The 16,905-nt window shown below is 51.8% G+C and carries 16 protein-coding genes; 8 read left to right on the forward strand and 8 right to left on the reverse strand.

The window, feature by feature from the left end; all coding sequences use genetic code 11:
- Positions 1-25 precede the first annotated feature (25 nt).
- Positions 26-1,705, forward strand: coding sequence for an alpha/beta fold hydrolase (locus ABWV76_RS14105; protein ID WP_353376301.1), 1,680 nt, complete (start codon positions 26-28; stop codon positions 1,703-1,705).
- A gap of 129 nt (positions 1,706-1,834) precedes the next feature.
- Positions 1,835-2,665 carry a sulfurtransferase gene (locus ABWV76_RS14110; RefSeq protein WP_353376302.1) on the forward strand — a complete coding sequence of 277 codons (831 nt, stop codon included), beginning with the start codon at positions 1,835-1,837 and terminating at the stop codon, positions 2,663-2,665.
- A gap of 154 nt (positions 2,666-2,819) precedes the next feature.
- Here the strand turns inward: ABWV76_RS14110 and ABWV76_RS14115 are convergent, their stop codons facing one another.
- Together ABWV76_RS14115 and msrA are read right to left on the reverse strand one after the other, a co-directional pair.
- Positions 2,820-3,560 (reverse strand): YopT-type cysteine protease domain-containing protein, encoded by a 741-nt coding sequence (locus tag ABWV76_RS14115; protein WP_353376303.1) that lies wholly within the window; start codon positions 3,558-3,560, stop codon positions 2,820-2,822.
- Between the two features lie 325 nt (positions 3,561-3,885).
- Positions 3,886-4,509, reverse strand: coding sequence for a peptide-methionine (S)-S-oxide reductase MsrA (gene msrA, locus ABWV76_RS14120; RefSeq protein WP_020413015.1), 624 nt, complete (start codon positions 4,507-4,509; stop codon positions 3,886-3,888).
- Between the two features lie 164 nt (positions 4,510-4,673).
- On the opposite strand from msrA, the gene ABWV76_RS14125 reads away from it, so the two are divergent.
- On the forward strand, positions 4,674-5,201 hold the full coding sequence (locus ABWV76_RS14125) for a DnaJ domain-containing protein (protein ID WP_353376304.1): 528 nt from the start codon (positions 4,674-4,676) through the stop codon (positions 5,199-5,201).
- Here ABWV76_RS14125 and ABWV76_RS14130 read toward each other — a convergent pair whose 3' ends face one another.
- Genes ABWV76_RS14130 through ABWV76_RS14140 form a run of 3 tightly spaced genes read right to left on the reverse strand, consistent with a single transcriptional unit; the run spans position 5,202 to position 7,042 of the window.
- Entirely contained in the window at positions 5,202-5,996 is a 795-nt protein-coding gene (locus ABWV76_RS14130) for a methyltransferase domain-containing protein (protein ID WP_353376305.1), read from the reverse strand.
- Positions 5,986-6,324: a nucleotide pyrophosphohydrolase gene (locus tag ABWV76_RS14135; protein WP_353376306.1), complete on the reverse strand. Its 339-nt coding sequence runs from the start codon at positions 6,322-6,324 to the stop codon at positions 5,986-5,988. Before ABWV76_RS14135 ends, ABWV76_RS14130 begins: the two co-directional genes overlap by 11 nt.
- Positions 6,311-7,042 (reverse strand): DUF599 domain-containing protein, encoded by a 732-nt coding sequence (locus tag ABWV76_RS14140; protein WP_020413020.1) that lies wholly within the window; start codon positions 7,040-7,042, stop codon positions 6,311-6,313. The genes ABWV76_RS14135 and ABWV76_RS14140 overlap by 14 nt, the downstream gene beginning before the upstream one ends.
- 175 nt (positions 7,043-7,217) lie before the next feature.
- Here ABWV76_RS14140 and ABWV76_RS14145 point away from each other — a divergent pair, with 175 nt between their 5' ends.
- The 4 genes from ABWV76_RS14145 to ABWV76_RS14160 all read left to right on the forward strand — a co-directional run bounded on the left by ABWV76_RS14145 (position 7,218) and on the right by ABWV76_RS14160 (position 13,547).
- Positions 7,218-10,127, forward strand: coding sequence for an insulinase family protein (locus ABWV76_RS14145; RefSeq protein WP_020413021.1), 2,910 nt, complete (start codon positions 7,218-7,220; stop codon positions 10,125-10,127).
- Positions 10,128-10,246: 119 nt separating this feature from the next.
- Positions 10,247-10,990 carry a carboxy-S-adenosyl-L-methionine synthase CmoA gene (cmoA, locus tag ABWV76_RS14150; RefSeq protein ID WP_353376307.1) on the forward strand — a complete coding sequence of 248 codons (744 nt, stop codon included), beginning with the start codon at positions 10,247-10,249 and terminating at the stop codon, positions 10,988-10,990.
- Positions 10,991-10,996: 6 nt separating this feature from the next.
- Positions 10,997-11,974, forward strand: coding sequence for a tRNA 5-methoxyuridine(34)/uridine 5-oxyacetic acid(34) synthase CmoB (gene cmoB, locus ABWV76_RS14155; RefSeq protein ID WP_353376308.1), 978 nt, complete (start codon positions 10,997-10,999; stop codon positions 11,972-11,974).
- Positions 11,975-12,161: 187 nt separating this feature from the next.
- The gene (locus ABWV76_RS14160; RefSeq protein WP_353376309.1) at positions 12,162-13,547 is read left to right on the forward strand and encodes an L-serine ammonia-lyase; all 1,386 of its coding nucleotides are present in this window, start codon (positions 12,162-12,164) and stop codon (positions 13,545-13,547) included.
- Between the two features lie 120 nt (positions 13,548-13,667).
- Here the strand turns inward: ABWV76_RS14160 and ABWV76_RS14165 are convergent, their stop codons facing one another.
- The gene (locus ABWV76_RS14165) at positions 13,668-14,567 is read right to left on the reverse strand and encodes an NAD(P)/FAD-dependent oxidoreductase (RefSeq protein WP_353376310.1); all 900 of its coding nucleotides are present in this window, start codon (positions 14,565-14,567) and stop codon (positions 13,668-13,670) included.
- 116 nt (positions 14,568-14,683) lie between these two features.
- Here ABWV76_RS14165 and ABWV76_RS14170 point away from each other — a divergent pair, with 116 nt between their 5' ends.
- A complete protein-coding gene (locus tag ABWV76_RS14170; RefSeq protein ID WP_353376311.1) occupies positions 14,684-15,097 on the forward strand; it encodes an Rrf2 family transcriptional regulator in 414 nt (137 codons plus the stop codon).
- A gap of 302 nt (positions 15,098-15,399) precedes the next feature.
- Here ABWV76_RS14170 and ABWV76_RS14175 read toward each other — a convergent pair whose 3' ends face one another.
- Positions 15,400-16,323, reverse strand: coding sequence for a DMT family transporter (locus tag ABWV76_RS14175; RefSeq protein WP_353376312.1), 924 nt, complete (start codon positions 16,321-16,323; stop codon positions 15,400-15,402).
- A 173-nt stretch (positions 16,324-16,496) separates the two neighbouring features.
- Complete coding sequence (locus tag ABWV76_RS14180) at positions 16,497-16,700, reverse strand: Sec-independent protein translocase family protein (protein ID WP_020413028.1); 204 nt, start codon at positions 16,698-16,700, stop codon at positions 16,497-16,499.
- Positions 16,701-16,905: the final 205 nt, after the last annotated feature.

The following is a 16,905-nucleotide window of genomic DNA, read 5'->3' on the forward strand; positions in this document are numbered from 1 at the left end:
GACACTGCTCACAGGAATAGACCCAGTGCGTAACTTTCGCCCGCTCTCCGCCCTACTTTGCTTTCTCTGCCTGGTGCTGAGCGCCTGTGAGCGATCAGACCCGGACGCGAAACCAGGTAAAAACAAGGAGTCCAAGAGCCATACTCGCTTGATCTCCAAGCCCTGCTGGTTTGAAACCGACGACAGCTGGCCCTTTACCCAGTGCTTTATGATGGAAGTCCCAGAGGATTATGCCCATCCAACACGGCGGAAAATCCGCTTTCCGGTTATCCGTTTCCGCGCCAAAGAGCCCGATGCCAGCAAACCGCCCCTGCTTCACTTAGGAGCCGGCGGCCCCGGCGCAAGCATGGGCCTGGAACCAGAGAATGCCAGCGACTGGCTATGGCTAAACTACGCCGCCATGACGGTCGAAGACGGCCGGGACCTTATTGTGATCGACCCCCGAGGCACCGGCATGGCGCGGCCACGCCTCACTTGCAGTGAATTTATTGATGATGCCCAGACCGCTTTCCAGCGCAAGCTTTCACCGGAGGAGGAGGCGCGTGTTTTCGCTTTCAGTATGGAGCGTTGCTACAGTCGCCTGAGTAAAGGCGCCGATATGGCCCAATATAACAGTACAGTGGTAGCGCGGGATGTGGATGAGCTGCGCAAGCTACTGAAGCTCGATGAACTCGACCTGTATGGTGTTTCCTATTCAACCCGGTACGCACTCACCTATGCCCGGGATTACCCTGAGTCTGTACGCGCACTGGTACTTAACAGCGCGGTATTTCCCAACATCGCCTACACCCAGCAGCTAGCCCAGGATTCGCTGGCAGCTTATGAGCGCGGCCTCAAACATTGTACTGAGGATAAAAAATGCAATAGCCGCTACCCGGATCTCCGTCGCAGACTGGAAAACCTGGTGCAAACCCTCGATGAGGAGCCCCGCACCATCCATATCAAACACCGCTATTCAAAACAGACCTACCCGTTCGTTCTGAACGGACAGCGTTTGCTGCGAGTGCTTTTCCAGGCACTGTACAACGAGAATTTCTATAGTGAACTGCCAAAAATGATCGAAGGACTGGAGAGCAGTGGCGATGAAGGACTTAAACCTGCACAAAAAGCCATCGGTCACTTTATGGAAATTGTGCTTGACCCCTATTTTGGCGATGCTGCCGGAGTCAGCCATTTCTGCTATGAAGAAGCGCCTTTCGTGGATTTTGACCAAGCCCGCGCCAGTGCCGAAAATACCGGAATCCTTGGTGGCGCCGTACGCTCAGACCTGAGCCTGCTACAGCTGCAGTGCCGTATTTGGGCGATTCCCTCAGCACCACTACTGGAATCTGAGGCCATTGAAACTCCCGCACCGGTAATGGTGCTGCACGGAGGTCTCGACCCGGTATTGGCTGCGGAGGATGTAGATGCTGCACGCAAAGCCCTACCCAATCATCAGTGGCTACTTTTCCCCAAATTGGCACACGATATTATTTCCGCCAGCAGCTGCGCCGAGAAAGCTGCCGGCCGCTTCCTGGACAATCCACTAAAAGATCAAACTCAGGCCACCATGGCTTGCCGTGAGCAGGAACTCGCCGAACAGGAGGCAAATAAAGAAGAGGACCAGCAGGCAGAATCCAGTGAGGCTGAAAACCAGACTTCCGAACCCCCGGTGGCATCGCCAACACAACCACCAGCAGCCTCGGAAAGTGGCCAGCTGAATTAACAACAGCATGGCTTTCCACCTACTCAACCAGCCAGGCCTGTACATACTCAGAACAGCTGGCAAAAACCAAGAATACAGGCTGAGCTAATTTGCCAACCTGGAGTCAGGCAAACCAAGGGAATTGAGCAGATGCAAACGGATGACAATACTGCACTGATTGAAGTAGCTGACCTGGTAACACTTCAAAAAAGTTCTGACCCCGTAATCCTTGACTGCCGTTATGAGCTGGCTGACCCGGAGAGTGGTGCTCGAGATTACGCTGCGGGACATATTCCTGGGGCCCACTACGCCAGCCTACACCGGGATCTCTCAGCCCCAACGCAACGTTTTGGCGGGCGGCATCCCATGCCCACCAGCGGCCAGTTCCAGGAATATGCCCGCAGCCTTGGTATCAATGACGATACACCTGTCATCGTCTATGATGACAACCGGCTGGGTTTCGCCGCGCGAGCCTGGTTCCTGTTTTACTTTTTTGGTCACAAACCTGTCAGCATCCTAAATGGGGGGCTGAAGGCCTGGCTTGAAGCTGGAGAGGCGCTTAGCACCATTAAACCCATTACCCCGAAAGCTGGAACCTTTACTGCAAGACCCAAAGAAAATCTGTTGGTGCACTATGAGGCGGTCAAGGAAGGTTTAAACGGCGCGTCATGGCAGCTTGTTGATGCGCGGGATAGCCAGCGTTTCAACGGGATTCAGGAGCCCATTGATCCTATAGCCGGTCATATCCCTTCAGCTATCAATCAACCCTGGCAGAATGTCACGGACAAAAATACCGGAAAAGTAAAGTCAACTAAGGAACTGCAAGCTCAGTTTGGCAGTCTGGGAGAAGGTAAACCGCTGCTTAACTATTGTGGTTCCGGTGTCACTGCCTGCGTGAATTTCTTTGGGCAATACCTGGCCGGTCGAAAAGATTCTCTGCTCTATCCCGGCAGCTGGAGCGACTGGTGTGCGCACCAATAATGAGTGAGTCGCTCGTGTTTACCTATCCGGTCCTGGTGCGAAGGAAGGCGGTAAGTGGGGACCCTAGTCCCTGAGTGTTGCCGGAAAATACATTGCTGTGAGGGCAGCTATATCTACCCTCACACCTATTCAACGGCAGCAATCACTCAATGCGTCACCACACCCTGTTGATGTAGGCATCAACAGACCAATCACTACGAAATTGTATCCAACCACGCATATAGGCATGCCGATAATACGCATCGAAAAAGTTAAGGAAGTCTCCTTTTGTCGCAAAACGGTACTCTCCATAGTTTGGATCGAAAAAGAGCGCACCTATATCAGAGTTCACCCTGTCATCTGCAACCCAGGCTGCAACAGCGTGCCCTGCTCTGCGGCCAGAGAAAGTAATATATCCATACGCATCTCGTAAACTGCGCAGCGCATTTACCAGGCTCGTATTAATTGGCGGAATTGGCTGAACTGGAGGTACTGGATGGCCCGGTTGAATAACAACCATATTGTTCAATGCAACAGCAATTGCACTTGAACTCCAGCGATCTTCTTTATGCAATCCCTGATTTATTAGCCAGTTTTCGATATTTAGTCCCTGTCTACCACCTCCATAAGTCCAGGTACGAAAATCCCGCCCCACCTTTATTAACTCGCCAATATTTAGGGACCGATATGTGCGAAAACTAAAAGCACCAGCATTATGGACCCGGGGAGTTAAACCTAATTTATCCGGCAAACTTTTATCGTCCAGTGCGTTGGTCTTTATCCAGTGCGCAGCTAGAGATGCGCAAATTCCAAACTTACCAAATCTGAAATAATGAATATAAGCCCGTGGTGAGGACTGGGAGAAGCCCCAGGTTTTTACACCATTGTTACGCCTGGCTATACGATCAACCCCCATAACAGTATTCCTCCTGAATGGATAGTTTATTAATCATGACAAACACGAGTGATACACCTACCTTCCAGTGGAGATGAGGCTCTCTTGTAGCTCATGTCATGAGCCAGACTTTACGAGAGCGCATAGCCTTCTGCTTTAGATCCTGAGCGTATTTTTTTAGGTTTTGGTCTTAATTGATTTTTTAAGGAAAGTACTGGCAGTATTTGAGCGCCGGAACGTTTATTGGGAGGGTTTTTATAAAGGCAGGGAAATGAGGGGGGACGTAAATCACATCAAAAAATAGGCAGCACTTTTCATGCCACCTATTACTGATTCAATATGGGGTCTAATCGTGCATGGGATTGCGCAGGATCGGACAAATCGCTTCCTTATTTTTCGCCATATACTGCTGGTGATACTCCTCAGCGTAATAAAACGGCTGCGCCATGCTGATCTCAGTAGTCACCTCGCCACGCTGTTTTTCATCCAGCGCCGCCTGCACGGCATCCCTGCTGGCCTCTGCTTCTTTCTTCTGCTCTTCACTGGTGCAGAATATGCATGAGCGATACTGGGAACCAATGTCATTACCCTGGCGCATACCCTGGGTTGGATCATGCATGTCCCAAAACAGCTTTAGAAGCTCCGCATAGCTGACAACCTTGGGATCGTAAACCACCTTAACCACTTCAGCGTGCCCGGTGCGCCCGCTGCATACCTCGTCGTAATTAGGGTTTTCTGTCGCCCCGTCGGAGTAACCAACTGCGGTGGCAAAAACACCATCAGTTTCCCAAAATATACGTTCGGCGCCCCAGAAACAGCCCATACCAAACATGGCAACTTCCATATCTTCCGGGAACGGCTCTTTGATTGAGTTACCATTAACGAAGTGGACGCCAGTGATTTCCATCGGCTGCGGCCGACCAGGCAAAATCTGATCCGCATCCGGTATCTGGAATTTGTCGTATTGCATACTGTTATCTCAAGTGCTGAAATTTTCTTCAAACAGGATAGCCATAAGCTGCTAATCCGCCCAGAGCCATACTTAGGCCAGTTTAACCCAGTGATCAAACAGGTCAGAGAGATATTTGATCACTGAGTTAAAAATTGGCAGATCAACAATAAAAGGAGTCGCCATTGGCACGCTTAATCTTACTACTGCTTATCGTGATTGGAGTCTGGTATGCATGGCAAAAAATCAAGGCCAGCTCACCTGAAAACAAGCGCAAGCAGATTTTTCTGGCCACAGTTTTAGCGGCTGCGGTAGTCGTCGTTTTACTCGCACTGAGTGGCCGTCTGCACTGGGTTGGCGCCGCTGTGCTTCTGATCCTGCCGGTGCTCGGCCGCCTGCTTAACCAACTCACCCGTTTATTGCCCTGGATGGCACCGTTCTTTGAGCGATATTCCCGCAACCGACAGCAACAAAATCAACAACAGGGCGAGGAAAACTGGCAAGGGCAAAAAGCAGCTCAAAAGGATCAGGGCCCACCTCTCACCGAGCATGAAGCCCGGCGAATCCTGGGAGTGAGTGCTAATGCGGGAAAAGATGAAATTATTGGCGCACACCGTAAGCTGATTCAGAAATTACACCCGGATCGTGGCGGCAATGACTACTTGGCATCCCGGGTAAACGCCGCCAAAGAGTTATTGTTGCGTATTTTGTAATCAGGGCACCCTGCAGAGGAGGTGTATATAGCGAGCCAGCTGCCGATATGGGTCGAGCTGAGAATACTCCAGCTCCTTTTGCACAATCGCCGCCGCTGGCAATTTTTCTCGAATTGAGGGCGTCATAAAATCGTGGAAACAGCGAATGCCACTGTGACACTTAATATCAAAGCCAACTTCTCCCAACCATCCTTCCACCCACTCAGGTAACAAGGGGGTTTGCGGGGTGAGACTGCCCGGATGCCCTCCCCAGTAGTCCTCTCCAATGTTGCGTTCAAGCTGGCGAAAGCTACCGCGCTGCAGCAGGCGAAACTCCAGCGCACGGCGATTGTAAAATGTCAGTGACAGGTATCCACCGGGCTTCAGCAATCGGCGCAAATGCTGCAGCGCCTGCTGCGGTTCTTCCAGCCACTCCAGCACTGCATGGCAGATCACCAGATCCGCTTCGCGCAGCTCTGCCTGTTCAGGCAATGCCTGTAACGGCTTATGCAGGAGTGTCACCTGCTTTTGCAGTTGTCGCTCTTCGACCTCAGCTGCGGCATGCTCTAGCATCTGTGCAGAAATATCGGCCAGGAAAACCCTGTGTCCGGCCTGCGCCAGATCCATAGCGAAATGCCCCTGGCCACCACCGGCATCCACCACTTTTAAAGAGTCTGACCTTCCATTGAGCAGCGGCGCCAGATCCCTGTTCAGCACCGCCAGGCGAATATCCCCCTTGAGCCCCCCATAGATACGGTTGCGAAAACGGTGTGCCAGGTCATCAAAGTTGCGATCGCTAAAACGACTAGCGCTCATCGGCTTCCTCATTACACAAATCTATCTCACAGCGGCGACGATTCTCATCAATTTTGTCGCGTAGGGCGGCATCCAAATCCACCCCCAATACCGCAGCCAGCTTGATGAGATACATCTGGATGTCCGCAAGCTCCGCGGCGATCCCCATCGAATCTTCAGTTTGCATCAGAGCCTGTATTTCGCTGTTATCTTTCCACTGAAAATATCGCCCAAGCTCTGCAACCTCTACCGACAGTGCCATTGCCAGGTTTTTAGGAGAATGTAACGGTTGCCAACCGCGCGCTTCGGCCACTGCGTCGAAGGCCGCCAGGATTTCACGATGGGTCATCAAATTTCTTCCTCTGCTGACGTTCCAGACCGCCCTCACGCGCTGCCAAAATGGAGTTCAGTGCCTTGGACAAGAACTCACGCCGATACAGTACGCAGACCACAAAGAGGTAACTCGCAATAAAGAGCAGCGGATGGATAAACCAGCTCAACACTGACATAGAAAAGTAATAGGAGCGCAGGCCGTAATTGTAACTGTGGCCCGCGTGGTCGATCACCTTGGCAATGCTGATCGCAAATCTGCGGCGCTCTTCCTCAGAGAGATCACCGGTTTCCGGCGGCGGCGCAGCGCCAATCAGGACGTTGGCAAAGGAGTACTGGCGCAAAGACCAGGTGAAATTAAAAAAGGCATAGATAAAAATCAGGATCAGCAGCATCACCTTGAGCTCAAACTGCTCGACGGAGGTTGGCTCAGCAAAAGGCAGGCTCGTAATCACTTCGATAGCGGCCTTATTTGCGGTTAGGGCTGTTACCAAACCCGCCAGGATCAGGATACTGGTAGAAGCGAAGAAGCCAATCACCCGCTCCAGGTTACTCATGATCGCCGTGTCGGCCATACGCATATCCCTGTCAAGCATGCGCAGCATCCACTCCACCCGGTACCATTGCAGCGAGGACGTCAGGCACCAGGTTTCCTTGGCTTTTTTTCGCGCAAATATGGTGTAGCCGACCCAAGTAATAAAAAAGCCAGTGACGCTGGCGATATCCAACCAGGACAACCTCTATCTCCCTGTTCGTCTACATTTATGCCGGGGCTTTGGAAGGCGAAGTCTTCGCCTTGCTGGCATCCTTGTCAACACTGTCTTTCCGGTGTGTGCAAGCGGTAGAATAGCGCCCTTTCGCCAGCGACAGAGGCTGGCTAGAAAATTTCCTATAACTCCAGGGAGCTGTCTTTTGAGCAACTCACATCCTGCATTCAAACTGGTTACCAGCGCAGAAATCGATTCTCTCGGCGTGCGAGTCGAGGAATACCGCCACAATACTACCGGTGCACAGCACTTACATATCGCCGCAGACAACCCGGAAAATGTTTTCCTGGTCGCCTTGCGCACTGTGCCGGAAGACTCCACCGGTGTGGCACATATCCTTGAGCACACCGCATTGTGCGGCAGTGACAAGTACCCGGTGCGGGACCCGTTCTTTATGATGATCCGGCGTTCGCTCAACACGTTTATGAACGCCTTTACCAGTTCCGACTGGACCGCCTACCCCTTTGCCAGCCAGAACCGCAAGGATTTTGACAATCTACTGGATGTCTACCTGGATGCTGTATTTTTTGCGCGCCTGGACCCACTGGATTTTGCCCAGGAGGGACATCGCCTGGAGTTTGCCGAGGCAGATAATCCCAAAAGTGAACTTGTTTACAAGGGCGTAGTGTTTAATGAAATGAAAGGCGCCATGAGCTCTGTCAGTTCACAGCTGTGGCATACGCTGAGTAAATACCTGTTCCCTACTTCCACTTACCACTATAACTCCGGTGGTGAACCTACTGATATTCCCAAGCTCAGTTACGAGCAGCTGGTGGCCTTTTACCGCAGCCATTATCACCCGAGCAATGCCATCTTTATGACCTTTGGCGATATTCCCGCCGCAGAGCACCAGGCAGCGTTCGAAGAAAAGGCCCTGCACAAGTTCGACCAGCTGGAAAAAACGATTGCCGTTGGGCGCGAGGACCGTTACCAGGCGCCGCTCAAAGTTGAGGAGCACTATCCGCTGAACGGAGAGGCACTGCAGGGTAAAACCCATATTGTCCTGAGCTGGCTACTGGGTGACGTCACCGACTTGGAAGAAGCCCTTACTGCTCATCTACTTGCAGGAGTGCTACTGGACAATAGCGCCTCCCCACTGATGAAGCTGCTGGAAACTACCGACCTGGGTACTTCCCCATCCCCGCTTGTAGGCCTGGACGATTCCCAACGCGAGCTGGTCTTTGTCTGCGGTATTGAAGGCAGCGAGCGCGACAGCGCCGACGAACTGGAAAAGCAAGTACTGGCAGTGCTGCAGGAAGTTGCGGAAAAAGGGATTCCCTACGAACAGGTTGCCGCCAGCCTGCACCAACTGGAGCTGCAACAGCGCGAAATTGGTGGCGACGGCTACCCCTACGGCCTGCAGCTAATCCTCACGGCCCTCACTGGCGCCACCCACCGCGGCGACCCCATCGGCCTGTTAAACATTGATGCCACTTTGGAAAAACTGCGCGAGCAGATTAAAGATCCCAGGTTTATCGCCGACAAAACCCGCGAACTGCTGCTGGATAATCAACACCGTGTGCGTCTGGTAATGAGCCCTGACGACCAACTGGCTGAACGCCGGGAGCAGGCGGAAAAAGACCGGCTGGCGCAGATCAAATCCCGCCTCAATGAAAAAGACAGGGAGCAAATTGTCGAAACCGCCAAGGCCCTGGCCGACCGGCAAAATCGTGAAGACGACGCCTCTATTCTGCCAAAAGTCGGCATCGAGGATATTCCGGCAGAACTGCCAGATGTAGAGGGAGAAAAAACCTCTCTCGGCAACCAGACATTAACCCGCTACAGCGCCGGCACCAATGGCCTGGTCTACCAACAGATGGTCAGCGCACTGCCGGAGTTCACTGAAGAAGAAAAACAGTTACTGCCTTACTACTGCCAAGTACTGAGTGAAGTTGGCCTGGGAGACAAGGACTATCTGGAAGTACAACAGTGGCAGACACGCGTAGCCGGAGCCTTACATGGTTTCACCAGCAGCCGCACTGCCATTGATAACCTCGATCATCTTTCCGGCCACTTTATCCTGTCCGGCAAGGCGTTATCGCGCAACCAGGAGGAACTGACTGAACTGATGCAGGCCACTATGGAGCAGGTCCGCTTCGACGAGCATGCCCGCATCAAGGAATTATTACTACAGACCCTGGCCCGCCGCGAGCAGGGCGTAGTTGGTAATGGTCATGCCCTGGCAATGGCCGCAGCGAGTGCCGGCTTTAACCGCGCCGCCTGGGAAAGTCATGCCACAGGCGGCCTGCTGGGCCTGCGCGACTTAAAAGCACTGGTCGCCAACCTGGACAAAGAGGAAGGCCTGCAGAAACTTACCGCGCAGTTCCAGGCTATTCACCAAAAGATCCTGGCTGCACCACGCCAATTCCTGCTGGTAGGTGAAGAAGATAAAATTGACAGCTTCAGCCAAGCGCTGTCGCCGCTCACTTCCAACCCCAGTACCACCGCGGCAAATCCGGAAGCACCTTTCGAACAAAAGCGGGTTGAAGAACTTTGGATTGCCAACAGCCAGGTGAATTTCTGTGCCAAGGCCTACCCAACTGTGCCCATGTCACACCCGGACGCGGCACCACTGTCTGTTCTGAGTGGCTTCCTCCGCAATGGCTTCCTGCACCGCACCATCCGCGAACAGGGCGGCGCCTACGGCGGCGGCGCGGCACACGACAGCAATATTGGAGTGTTTCGCTTTTATTCCTATCGCGATCCACGTATGGGAGAAACTCTGCAAGACTTCGATGCCTCTCTACAGTGGCTGGCTGAAGAAAAACACAAGGAAGAACAGGTTGAAGAAGCCGTTCTCGGTGTCGTCGGCGGACTGGACAAGCCAGGCTCCCCCGCCGGCGAAGCCAAGAAGAACTTCCACTCGGGCCTTTACGGTCGAACCCACGCAGTACGCCAGCAATTCCGCAAACAGGTAACAGAAGTGACCTTGCAGGATCTTCAGCGAGTGGGCGCCACTTATCTGGACCAGAGCAAGGCGAGTACCGCTGTAGTGACAGGTCCCCAAGGCCAGGCTGCCGCAGCAAACCTCAACTTGCAGGAAGAAAAACTCTGACAGAGTCCTGTGCTCTATCCCCGGTAAAGTTATTGCCGGGGATAGATCCCGCAGCCGACGCGCATCCGGCAGGCCCCAAGCCTGCCTGTTAATCGCAGTAACCCTTCAGCGAAATTCAGATGAGTAAACACGACAATATTTACGCGAGTCCTCTGGGCCAGGTAGCCGGTTTTGAGTTCGATCGCCAGGTAGTGCAAGTATTTCCCGATATGATTAAGCGCTCGGTTCCGGGCTATACCACCATCGTCGCCATGATCGGCACCTTGGCTGAGCGCTATGCCCAGGCAGGCAGCCGCTGTTACGATCTCGGCAGCTCTTTATGCGCCGCAACCTTAGCCATGCGTCACCGCATCCCCGCAGCAGATTGCGAAATTATTGCCGTAGATAACTCCAAAGCCATGACAGATCAGGCGCGCACCGTGCTCGAAGCCGATAGCGGCGAAATACCTGTACAGCTTATCTGCGACAACCTGCAAAACGTCATTATTGAAAACGCATCTGTAGTCGTACTCAATTTCACCTTGCAGTTTATACCGGTGGAAGAGCGCGAGGAGATCCTAAGAAAAATTCACGATGGTCTACGCCCCGGCGGCATCCTGATTATTTCAGAAAAAGTGGACTTCGCCGATAAAGCCCATAATGAATTAATGATTGAACTGCATCATTCCTTCAAGGCTGCCAACGGTTACAGTGCATTGGAAATTGCCCAAAAGCGCTCAGCCCTGGAAAATGTGCTGATCCCCGAAACCCTGGATACCCATCGCAAGCGGCTAAAGAACGTCGGCTTTACCAGTGTTGATGTATGGTTCCAGTGTTTTAATTTCGCCTCACTCATTGCCATTAAAGGCAGCCCCGAAAAGTAAGTACCCGTGATCGACTACTCCCAACTCTACCAAGGCCTGCAACATATCCCTGATCTGCGCTCCTGGCTCGCGCAGCTACCCGATCAGGTGGCCGAAAACCTGAGCCCCCATCGCTGGGGTGACCTGCCCGACTGGCGCGCAGCCATGGAAGCCTTACCGGATATCAAACCCTCAAATATAGAGCTTGCGCAAAGCGTTCGCATTGGCAGCGCCAGTGATGCAAGCTCTGAACAACTGCAGTTGCTGGAACAGGAACTGAGAAAACTACACCCCTGGCGCAAGGGCCCATGGGAAATTTTTGGCCTGCCTATTGATACCGAGTGGCGCTCAGATTGGAAATGGGATCGCGTATTACCCCATCTGGCCCCTATGGAAAATAGATTGGTACTGGATGTGGGATGCGGCAATGGCTACCACTGCTGGCGCTCTTATGGTGCTGGCGCCCGGCGCGTGATCGGCATAGATCCATCGGCAAAATTTATTGCCCAGTTTTATGCCCTGAAAAAATACCTCGGCAAAGAAAAACCGGTAGACCTGTTGCCCCTGGGTATTGAAGCCCTGCCATCCAATCTACGAGCCTTCGATACCACTTTCTCTATGGGCGTGCTCTATCACCGCCGCTCACCCATGGACCATCTGCGCGAGCTCCGGGAAACCTTGCGCCCCGGAGGCCAGTTAGTTTTGGAAACTCTGGTGATCGATGGTGGCCTGGGGGATTGCCTGGTGCCGGAGGGCCGCTATGCAAAAATGCGCAATGTTTGGTTTTTCCCCAGTTGCGCCACCCTGGAAAGCTGGTTGCGCAAATGCGGATTCCACAATCCAAGGACAGTGGACCTAAATGTCACCAGCCAGGAGGAACAGCGCCGCACTGACTGGATGCATTTTGAATCGCTGGAGGATTTTCTGGACCCACAATCACCAGATAAAACCATCGAAGGTCACCCCGCGCCCAAACGTGCCGTTCTGGTCGCGGAAGCGCCGTAGCTTCTCTTACGCTACGAATCAGGAAGATCATAAATTCCGCAAAATCCGTAACAAATAGAATTTTGTACGGAATGCTGGCTGCCACCTTGATTGTTGCGCCTTGTAAGGCAAAGTGCGCCCCCAATTGGTGCAACTATATCCTTAAGGGAGGGCTGTGAAAGTAGACAGCCCAGCGCAGAGAAAATTTATGAGCATTAGTGTTTTTGAACTCTTCAAAATTGGTGTCGGCCCTTCCAGTTCCCACACTGTGGGCCCTATGGTCGCCGCCCGCCAGTTTGTGCAGGATCTGCGCTCTCGCTCCCAGCTAGCCAGCACTGATCGTGTACAGGTGCACCTGTATGGCTCCCTGGCGCTAACCGGTGTGGGCCATGGTACTGATATGGCCGTACTGATGGGCCTTCTGGGGCAGGCTCCAGATACGATTGATGTGGATAGCATCGAAGACAAGATGGCTGCGATACAAAGTGATCGCACCCTTGTGCTAAACAATGACCACAATATCGAATTCGTTCGCGAACGTGACCTGGTCTTCCATATGGAAGAGTTCCTGCCGCAACACTCAAACGGGATGACCTGCCAGGCATATTCCGGATCTGAACTACTGTTCGAGCGCAGCTATTTTTCCATTGGCGGTGGCTTTGTACTGTCCGAGGAAGATTTTGCTCACAAAGAAGAGATAGCCACCCTGCTTCCCTATGATTTCAGCAATGCTGAGCAATTAATGAAAACCTGCGAGCAGCACGGCTGGACCATTGCCGAACTGGCAATGGAAAACGAGAAAGCCTTTCGCAGTGAGCAGGAAGTAAAAGATCGCCTGTGGAATATCTGGAAAGTCATGGACGCTTCTATTAAGCGAGGCTGCCACCAGGACGGAATCCTACCCGGAGGCCTGAATGTACGCCGCCGTGCAGCCGAACTCTATCGTGAATTGAATAAGCAGAGCCCGGAAGAACGCAACCACGGCCTCGCTATCCTCGATTGGGTCAGCCTGTTCGCCCTGGCCGTAAACGAAGAGAATGCTGCACGCGGACGTATCGTGACTGCCCCCACTAACGGAGCTGCCGGTGTTATTCCCGCGGTAATTGCCTATTACGTAGAGTTCGTACACAACCCGGATATTCACGGAGAGCTGAAAGACCAGGTAGTGAAATTCCTGCTCACCGCTGGCGCCATTGGCATGCTATTTAAAAAGAATGCTTCTATTTCCGCTGCTGAAGTCGGCTGCCAGGGAGAGATCGGCGTAGCCTGCTCCATGGCATCTGCAGGGCTGGCAGCAGTAGAAGGCGGTACTAATCAGCAAATTGAAAACGCCGCCGAGATCGGTATGGAGCACAACCTAGGGCTCACCTGCGACCCTATTGGCGGACTGGTACAAGTACCCTGTATTGAGCGCAATACCATGGGTGCAGTAAAAGCCATCAATGGTGCACGCCTGGCTCTGCGCGGTGATGGTGCCCATATAGTTCCACTCGACAGTGTGATCGAGACCATGCGCCAGACGGGTATCGATATGCAAAGTAAATACAAGGAAACCTCTCTCGGAGGGCTCGCTGTAAACGCGGTTAACTGCTGAGTTTTTAAGGCCGGGGCAAGTAACTGCCTCGGCCACAACACAACTCCCCCACATCAGCTCTTAGCCCATTGCTCCCACCTAGAAATAAAGGGTTTTGATAACTCTCTCACGGTGCATTTGCTACTTGTTAAATATCAGTGAACGATGTGCAGCGACACCAGCCATAGTACCGGACGCGATCGCAAATGTTCCGCTCTGCATTGGGTTGGACAGGTCCCCCGCAACAAACACCCCATTAACAGAACTTTCTTTAAAAGCATCAACTTTCACAATACTGCCAACTAGAGAGTCTTCCAGTGCTAAATCCAGCATTCTTATAAGCGGCGAAGCCAGCATAGCCTTTGGAGAAACATAAAGACCCTCCAGAGGTATTTCCCTCCCATCAGCTAACAAGACAGCTTGCAACTGCCCTTTTGCTCCCAGCAAATTGGTAATCGGTGTCTCCTCGAGTACTACACCTCGATCAATCAAGTGCCCCAGTACTTCTCCCTCTGGGTTGAATTGCCCCTGAGTAAAAAGGGTTGTCGCCCCCCAATCTGGAATCATTGCCGCCTGATGAAAAGACAATTCACTGGTCGCAAACACACCCAAGGGGCGATCACTTAGCTCATAACCATGGCAATAGGGGCAGTGAATAACGCTTTTACCCCAGAACGCTTTTACACCTGGAAGATCTGGCAACTGGTCTGTGATACCACTGGCAAGAATCAGTTTCTTTGCGCGGTAAACGGCATCACTCTCTGCCGCTACCTCAAACCCGCCTCGCAATTTCTCAACACCTACAGCCGCATCCTCAACCAGCTGAAAACCGGGATAGAGTGCAAGCTGGGATAGTGCGGTAGCCCGAATCTCGGCAGGGCTTTTTCCATCCAAGCCAAATACACCGTGAGACGCACGAGCAAAGCGATTGCGTGGTTGGTTTGTATCCAACACCACTACTTTACGCCGCCCACGAACAAGCTGCATCGCGGCAGACAAACCTGCAAAACTACCGCCAACAATCAAAACATCGATATCCATGGTCACCTCCCAATCATCATGTAACTTTAATTGTTACACAATATTTTTAAAAATGGCAACACACGTAACACCAAATGTTTCATGATATACTACGAGCTCAATGACTAAGGTGAACTATGCGAAAGGACAGTCGGCTTTCCCGGGTGCTACATGTACTCATCCATCTTGAAATGACTGATCAGCCAGTCACATCAGATAAAATGGCTGAAATGCTTTCCACCAATCCAGTAGTGGTTAGGCGTACCATGGCTCTGTTACGCGATCGGGGATATGTACGGTCGAGCAAGGGGCATAACGGAGGTTGGTCACTGGCCAAGCCCCTAGATGAAATCACACTATTGGATATCCATACGGCTCTGGGTGAAGCATCGGTTTTCACTATTGGGCTAACTGACGAGCATACCAACTGCCCCATTGAGCATGCGGTAAACGCCTCCTTAAAAGACGTTATGAATGAAGCTGAGAAACTGATGCTGAAGCGTTTCGGAGAAATCACTTTGGATTTACTAGGAGCGGAATTTAAGACCTGAACTTTTCCATACTGCGCGCTATTTCTTCTTGGCCCAAGATTGAATTCGCCATAATGATCGAACGCCCAATTCCTGAGCCGCCGAAACAGATCTGGATGCGCAGGGTTAGTGCATCCAGATCCTCAATTACATTATTTACGATACAAATTTAACTGCCGACTTCTTCACCCCGTAGGCCACCTTCCCGCTCTTTTCCTAACAGCAAAAGGTCCGAATTTACGGATGCTATTTTTGAGTACCTGCTTATTCAGAAGCTGCGAGCGATTTCCTGCTCCCAAACAGAAGCCACTACAGTGCAGAGACTAATTCACAGATTTAGACTCACGCTGGATACCCCGCCACCTCCTTTTGAACGCAACCGATAGAGAGCCACTCAATGAGCGACCTGCGTCCGAAGCATAGAACCCTGCTCCCAATACTACGGCAGCACCAAGTAGCGTGAGTCCATCAGGTAGATCACCAAAGATAATAAAACCAATCACGATGGCCCAAAACAACAAGGCATAGCTGAAGGGCTGTAAAACTGTTGCGGGCGCATAGGAAAGGGCCTTGATGAGCAAATAGTGACCCATTGCACCCAGTAGTCCATTCAACATCAATAATTGCCAACCTGTTGAGGTCGGTTCTACCCAGTAAAAGGGTGCTAATCCGCCGAAGACAATCAGACCAATGAAAGCCGTATAGAAGGCCGTTGTACTGGAGCTATCGAACTGCGCGACACGGCGTGAAAGAATTTGATATGCAGCCCACAGAATTGCCCCAGCTATCGGTATCAAAGTTTGCCAACTCATTACTCCCAATCCAGGCCGAATGATAATCAGAGCACCTATAAAGCCTATAGCAACACCCACCCAACTCCTCGTATCTATCTCTTCACCCAGGTACCATCCCGCCATCAATATTGCAAACAGCGGTGCCGTTGCAGCGATTGCATGGACATCAGCTAACGGCATCATACTGAATGCAAAGATAAATACTGTCACCTCGATCAAAAGCACAAGAGATCGAAGTATTTGGGTACCGAGAATCTTACTTCGAACTTGTTTGAGCTTGCCTGTTAATCCAGCCGTGACGATCACGATGAAAAAAAACATCGCAAAGCGGACTGCCATAATTTGAACAATGGGATAGGTTTGGACGAGTAGCTTACCGGTTGCATCCATACCGGCTAAACAAAGCATCGCCATAATGCTCAAAAGTATTCCGCGACCACTTTTTACATTCAATTTTTTAGTTCCTGAAGATAGAGCCCGGCCAACCCTGGGTCCTGGTAAAACCATTATGATCAGGTAAGGAACACCTTATGCAATCCGGCTTCCCAACCTGCATTCAGGGGGTGAAAGAAGAATAAATACAATAGAGATTTAACCAACTTCGCTGAGAATAACGCTTAACGTTATTAAGAAGCCTCTTCCACTGGCCACTTGACGAATGCAAGCACCCACACCAAGACTATATTGACAACAGGAACTATAAGTAACAAGCCCCACCATCTGGAAAAGCCAGCCTTCTTAGCTACAGAGCCAAAGATTAGCAGCGGGCCGAGAAGGATTACAAAAATGATGATGAGTTGCCAAAGACTAATTCCGCCAACGCCCATCATTGTACCTCCTCAGTTTTGGTGCTGACACTCCACCTAGATGCAGCCAAAACAGCACCAGCTACCAGAAACCCTAAAACTGGTATGAACAACGTAAGACTATAAATTGGATTCAGTCCAGCACGCTTAAATATTCGCCACACTGGGTATAAGAGAAACAAGGCCACAACTAACGCTTCCACCACAAAGCTACCCATGAACTCTCCTT

This window comes from Microbulbifer sp. NBRC 101763 (assembly GCF_040371615.1).
Taxonomy (GTDB): domain Bacteria; phylum Pseudomonadota; class Gammaproteobacteria; order Pseudomonadales; family Cellvibrionaceae; genus Microbulbifer; species Microbulbifer variabilis.

Excerpts from the sequence above, each read along its gene's own strand:
- ABWV76_RS14110 (WP_353376302.1), top strand. The coding sequence starts at position 1,835 with ATGCAAACGGATGACAATACTGCACTGATTGAAGTAGCTGACCTGGTA.
- ABWV76_RS14115 (WP_353376303.1), bottom strand. The coding sequence starts at position 3,560 with ATGGGGGTTGATCGTATAGCCAGGCGTAACAATGGTGTAAAAACCTGG.
- msrA (WP_020413015.1), bottom strand. The coding sequence starts at position 4,509 with ATGCAATACGACAAATTCCAGATACCGGATGCGGATCAGATTTTGCCT.
- ABWV76_RS14130 (WP_353376305.1), bottom strand. The coding sequence starts at position 5,996 with ATGAGCGCTAGTCGTTTTAGCGATCGCAACTTTGATGACCTGGCACAC.
- ABWV76_RS14135 (WP_353376306.1), bottom strand. The coding sequence starts at position 6,324 with ATGACCCATCGTGAAATCCTGGCGGCCTTCGACGCAGTGGCCGAAGCG.
- cmoA (WP_353376307.1), top strand. The coding sequence starts at position 10,247 with ATGAGTAAACACGACAATATTTACGCGAGTCCTCTGGGCCAGGTAGCC.
- ABWV76_RS14160 (WP_353376309.1), top strand. The coding sequence starts at position 12,162 with ATGAGCATTAGTGTTTTTGAACTCTTCAAAATTGGTGTCGGCCCTTCC.
- ABWV76_RS14165 (WP_353376310.1), bottom strand. The coding sequence starts at position 14,567 with ATGGATATCGATGTTTTGATTGTTGGCGGTAGTTTTGCAGGTTTGTCT.
- ABWV76_RS14170 (WP_353376311.1), top strand. The coding sequence starts at position 14,684 with ATGCGAAAGGACAGTCGGCTTTCCCGGGTGCTACATGTACTCATCCAT.
- ABWV76_RS14180 (WP_020413028.1), bottom strand. The coding sequence starts at position 16,700 with ATGATGGGCGTTGGCGGAATTAGTCTTTGGCAACTCATCATCATTTTT.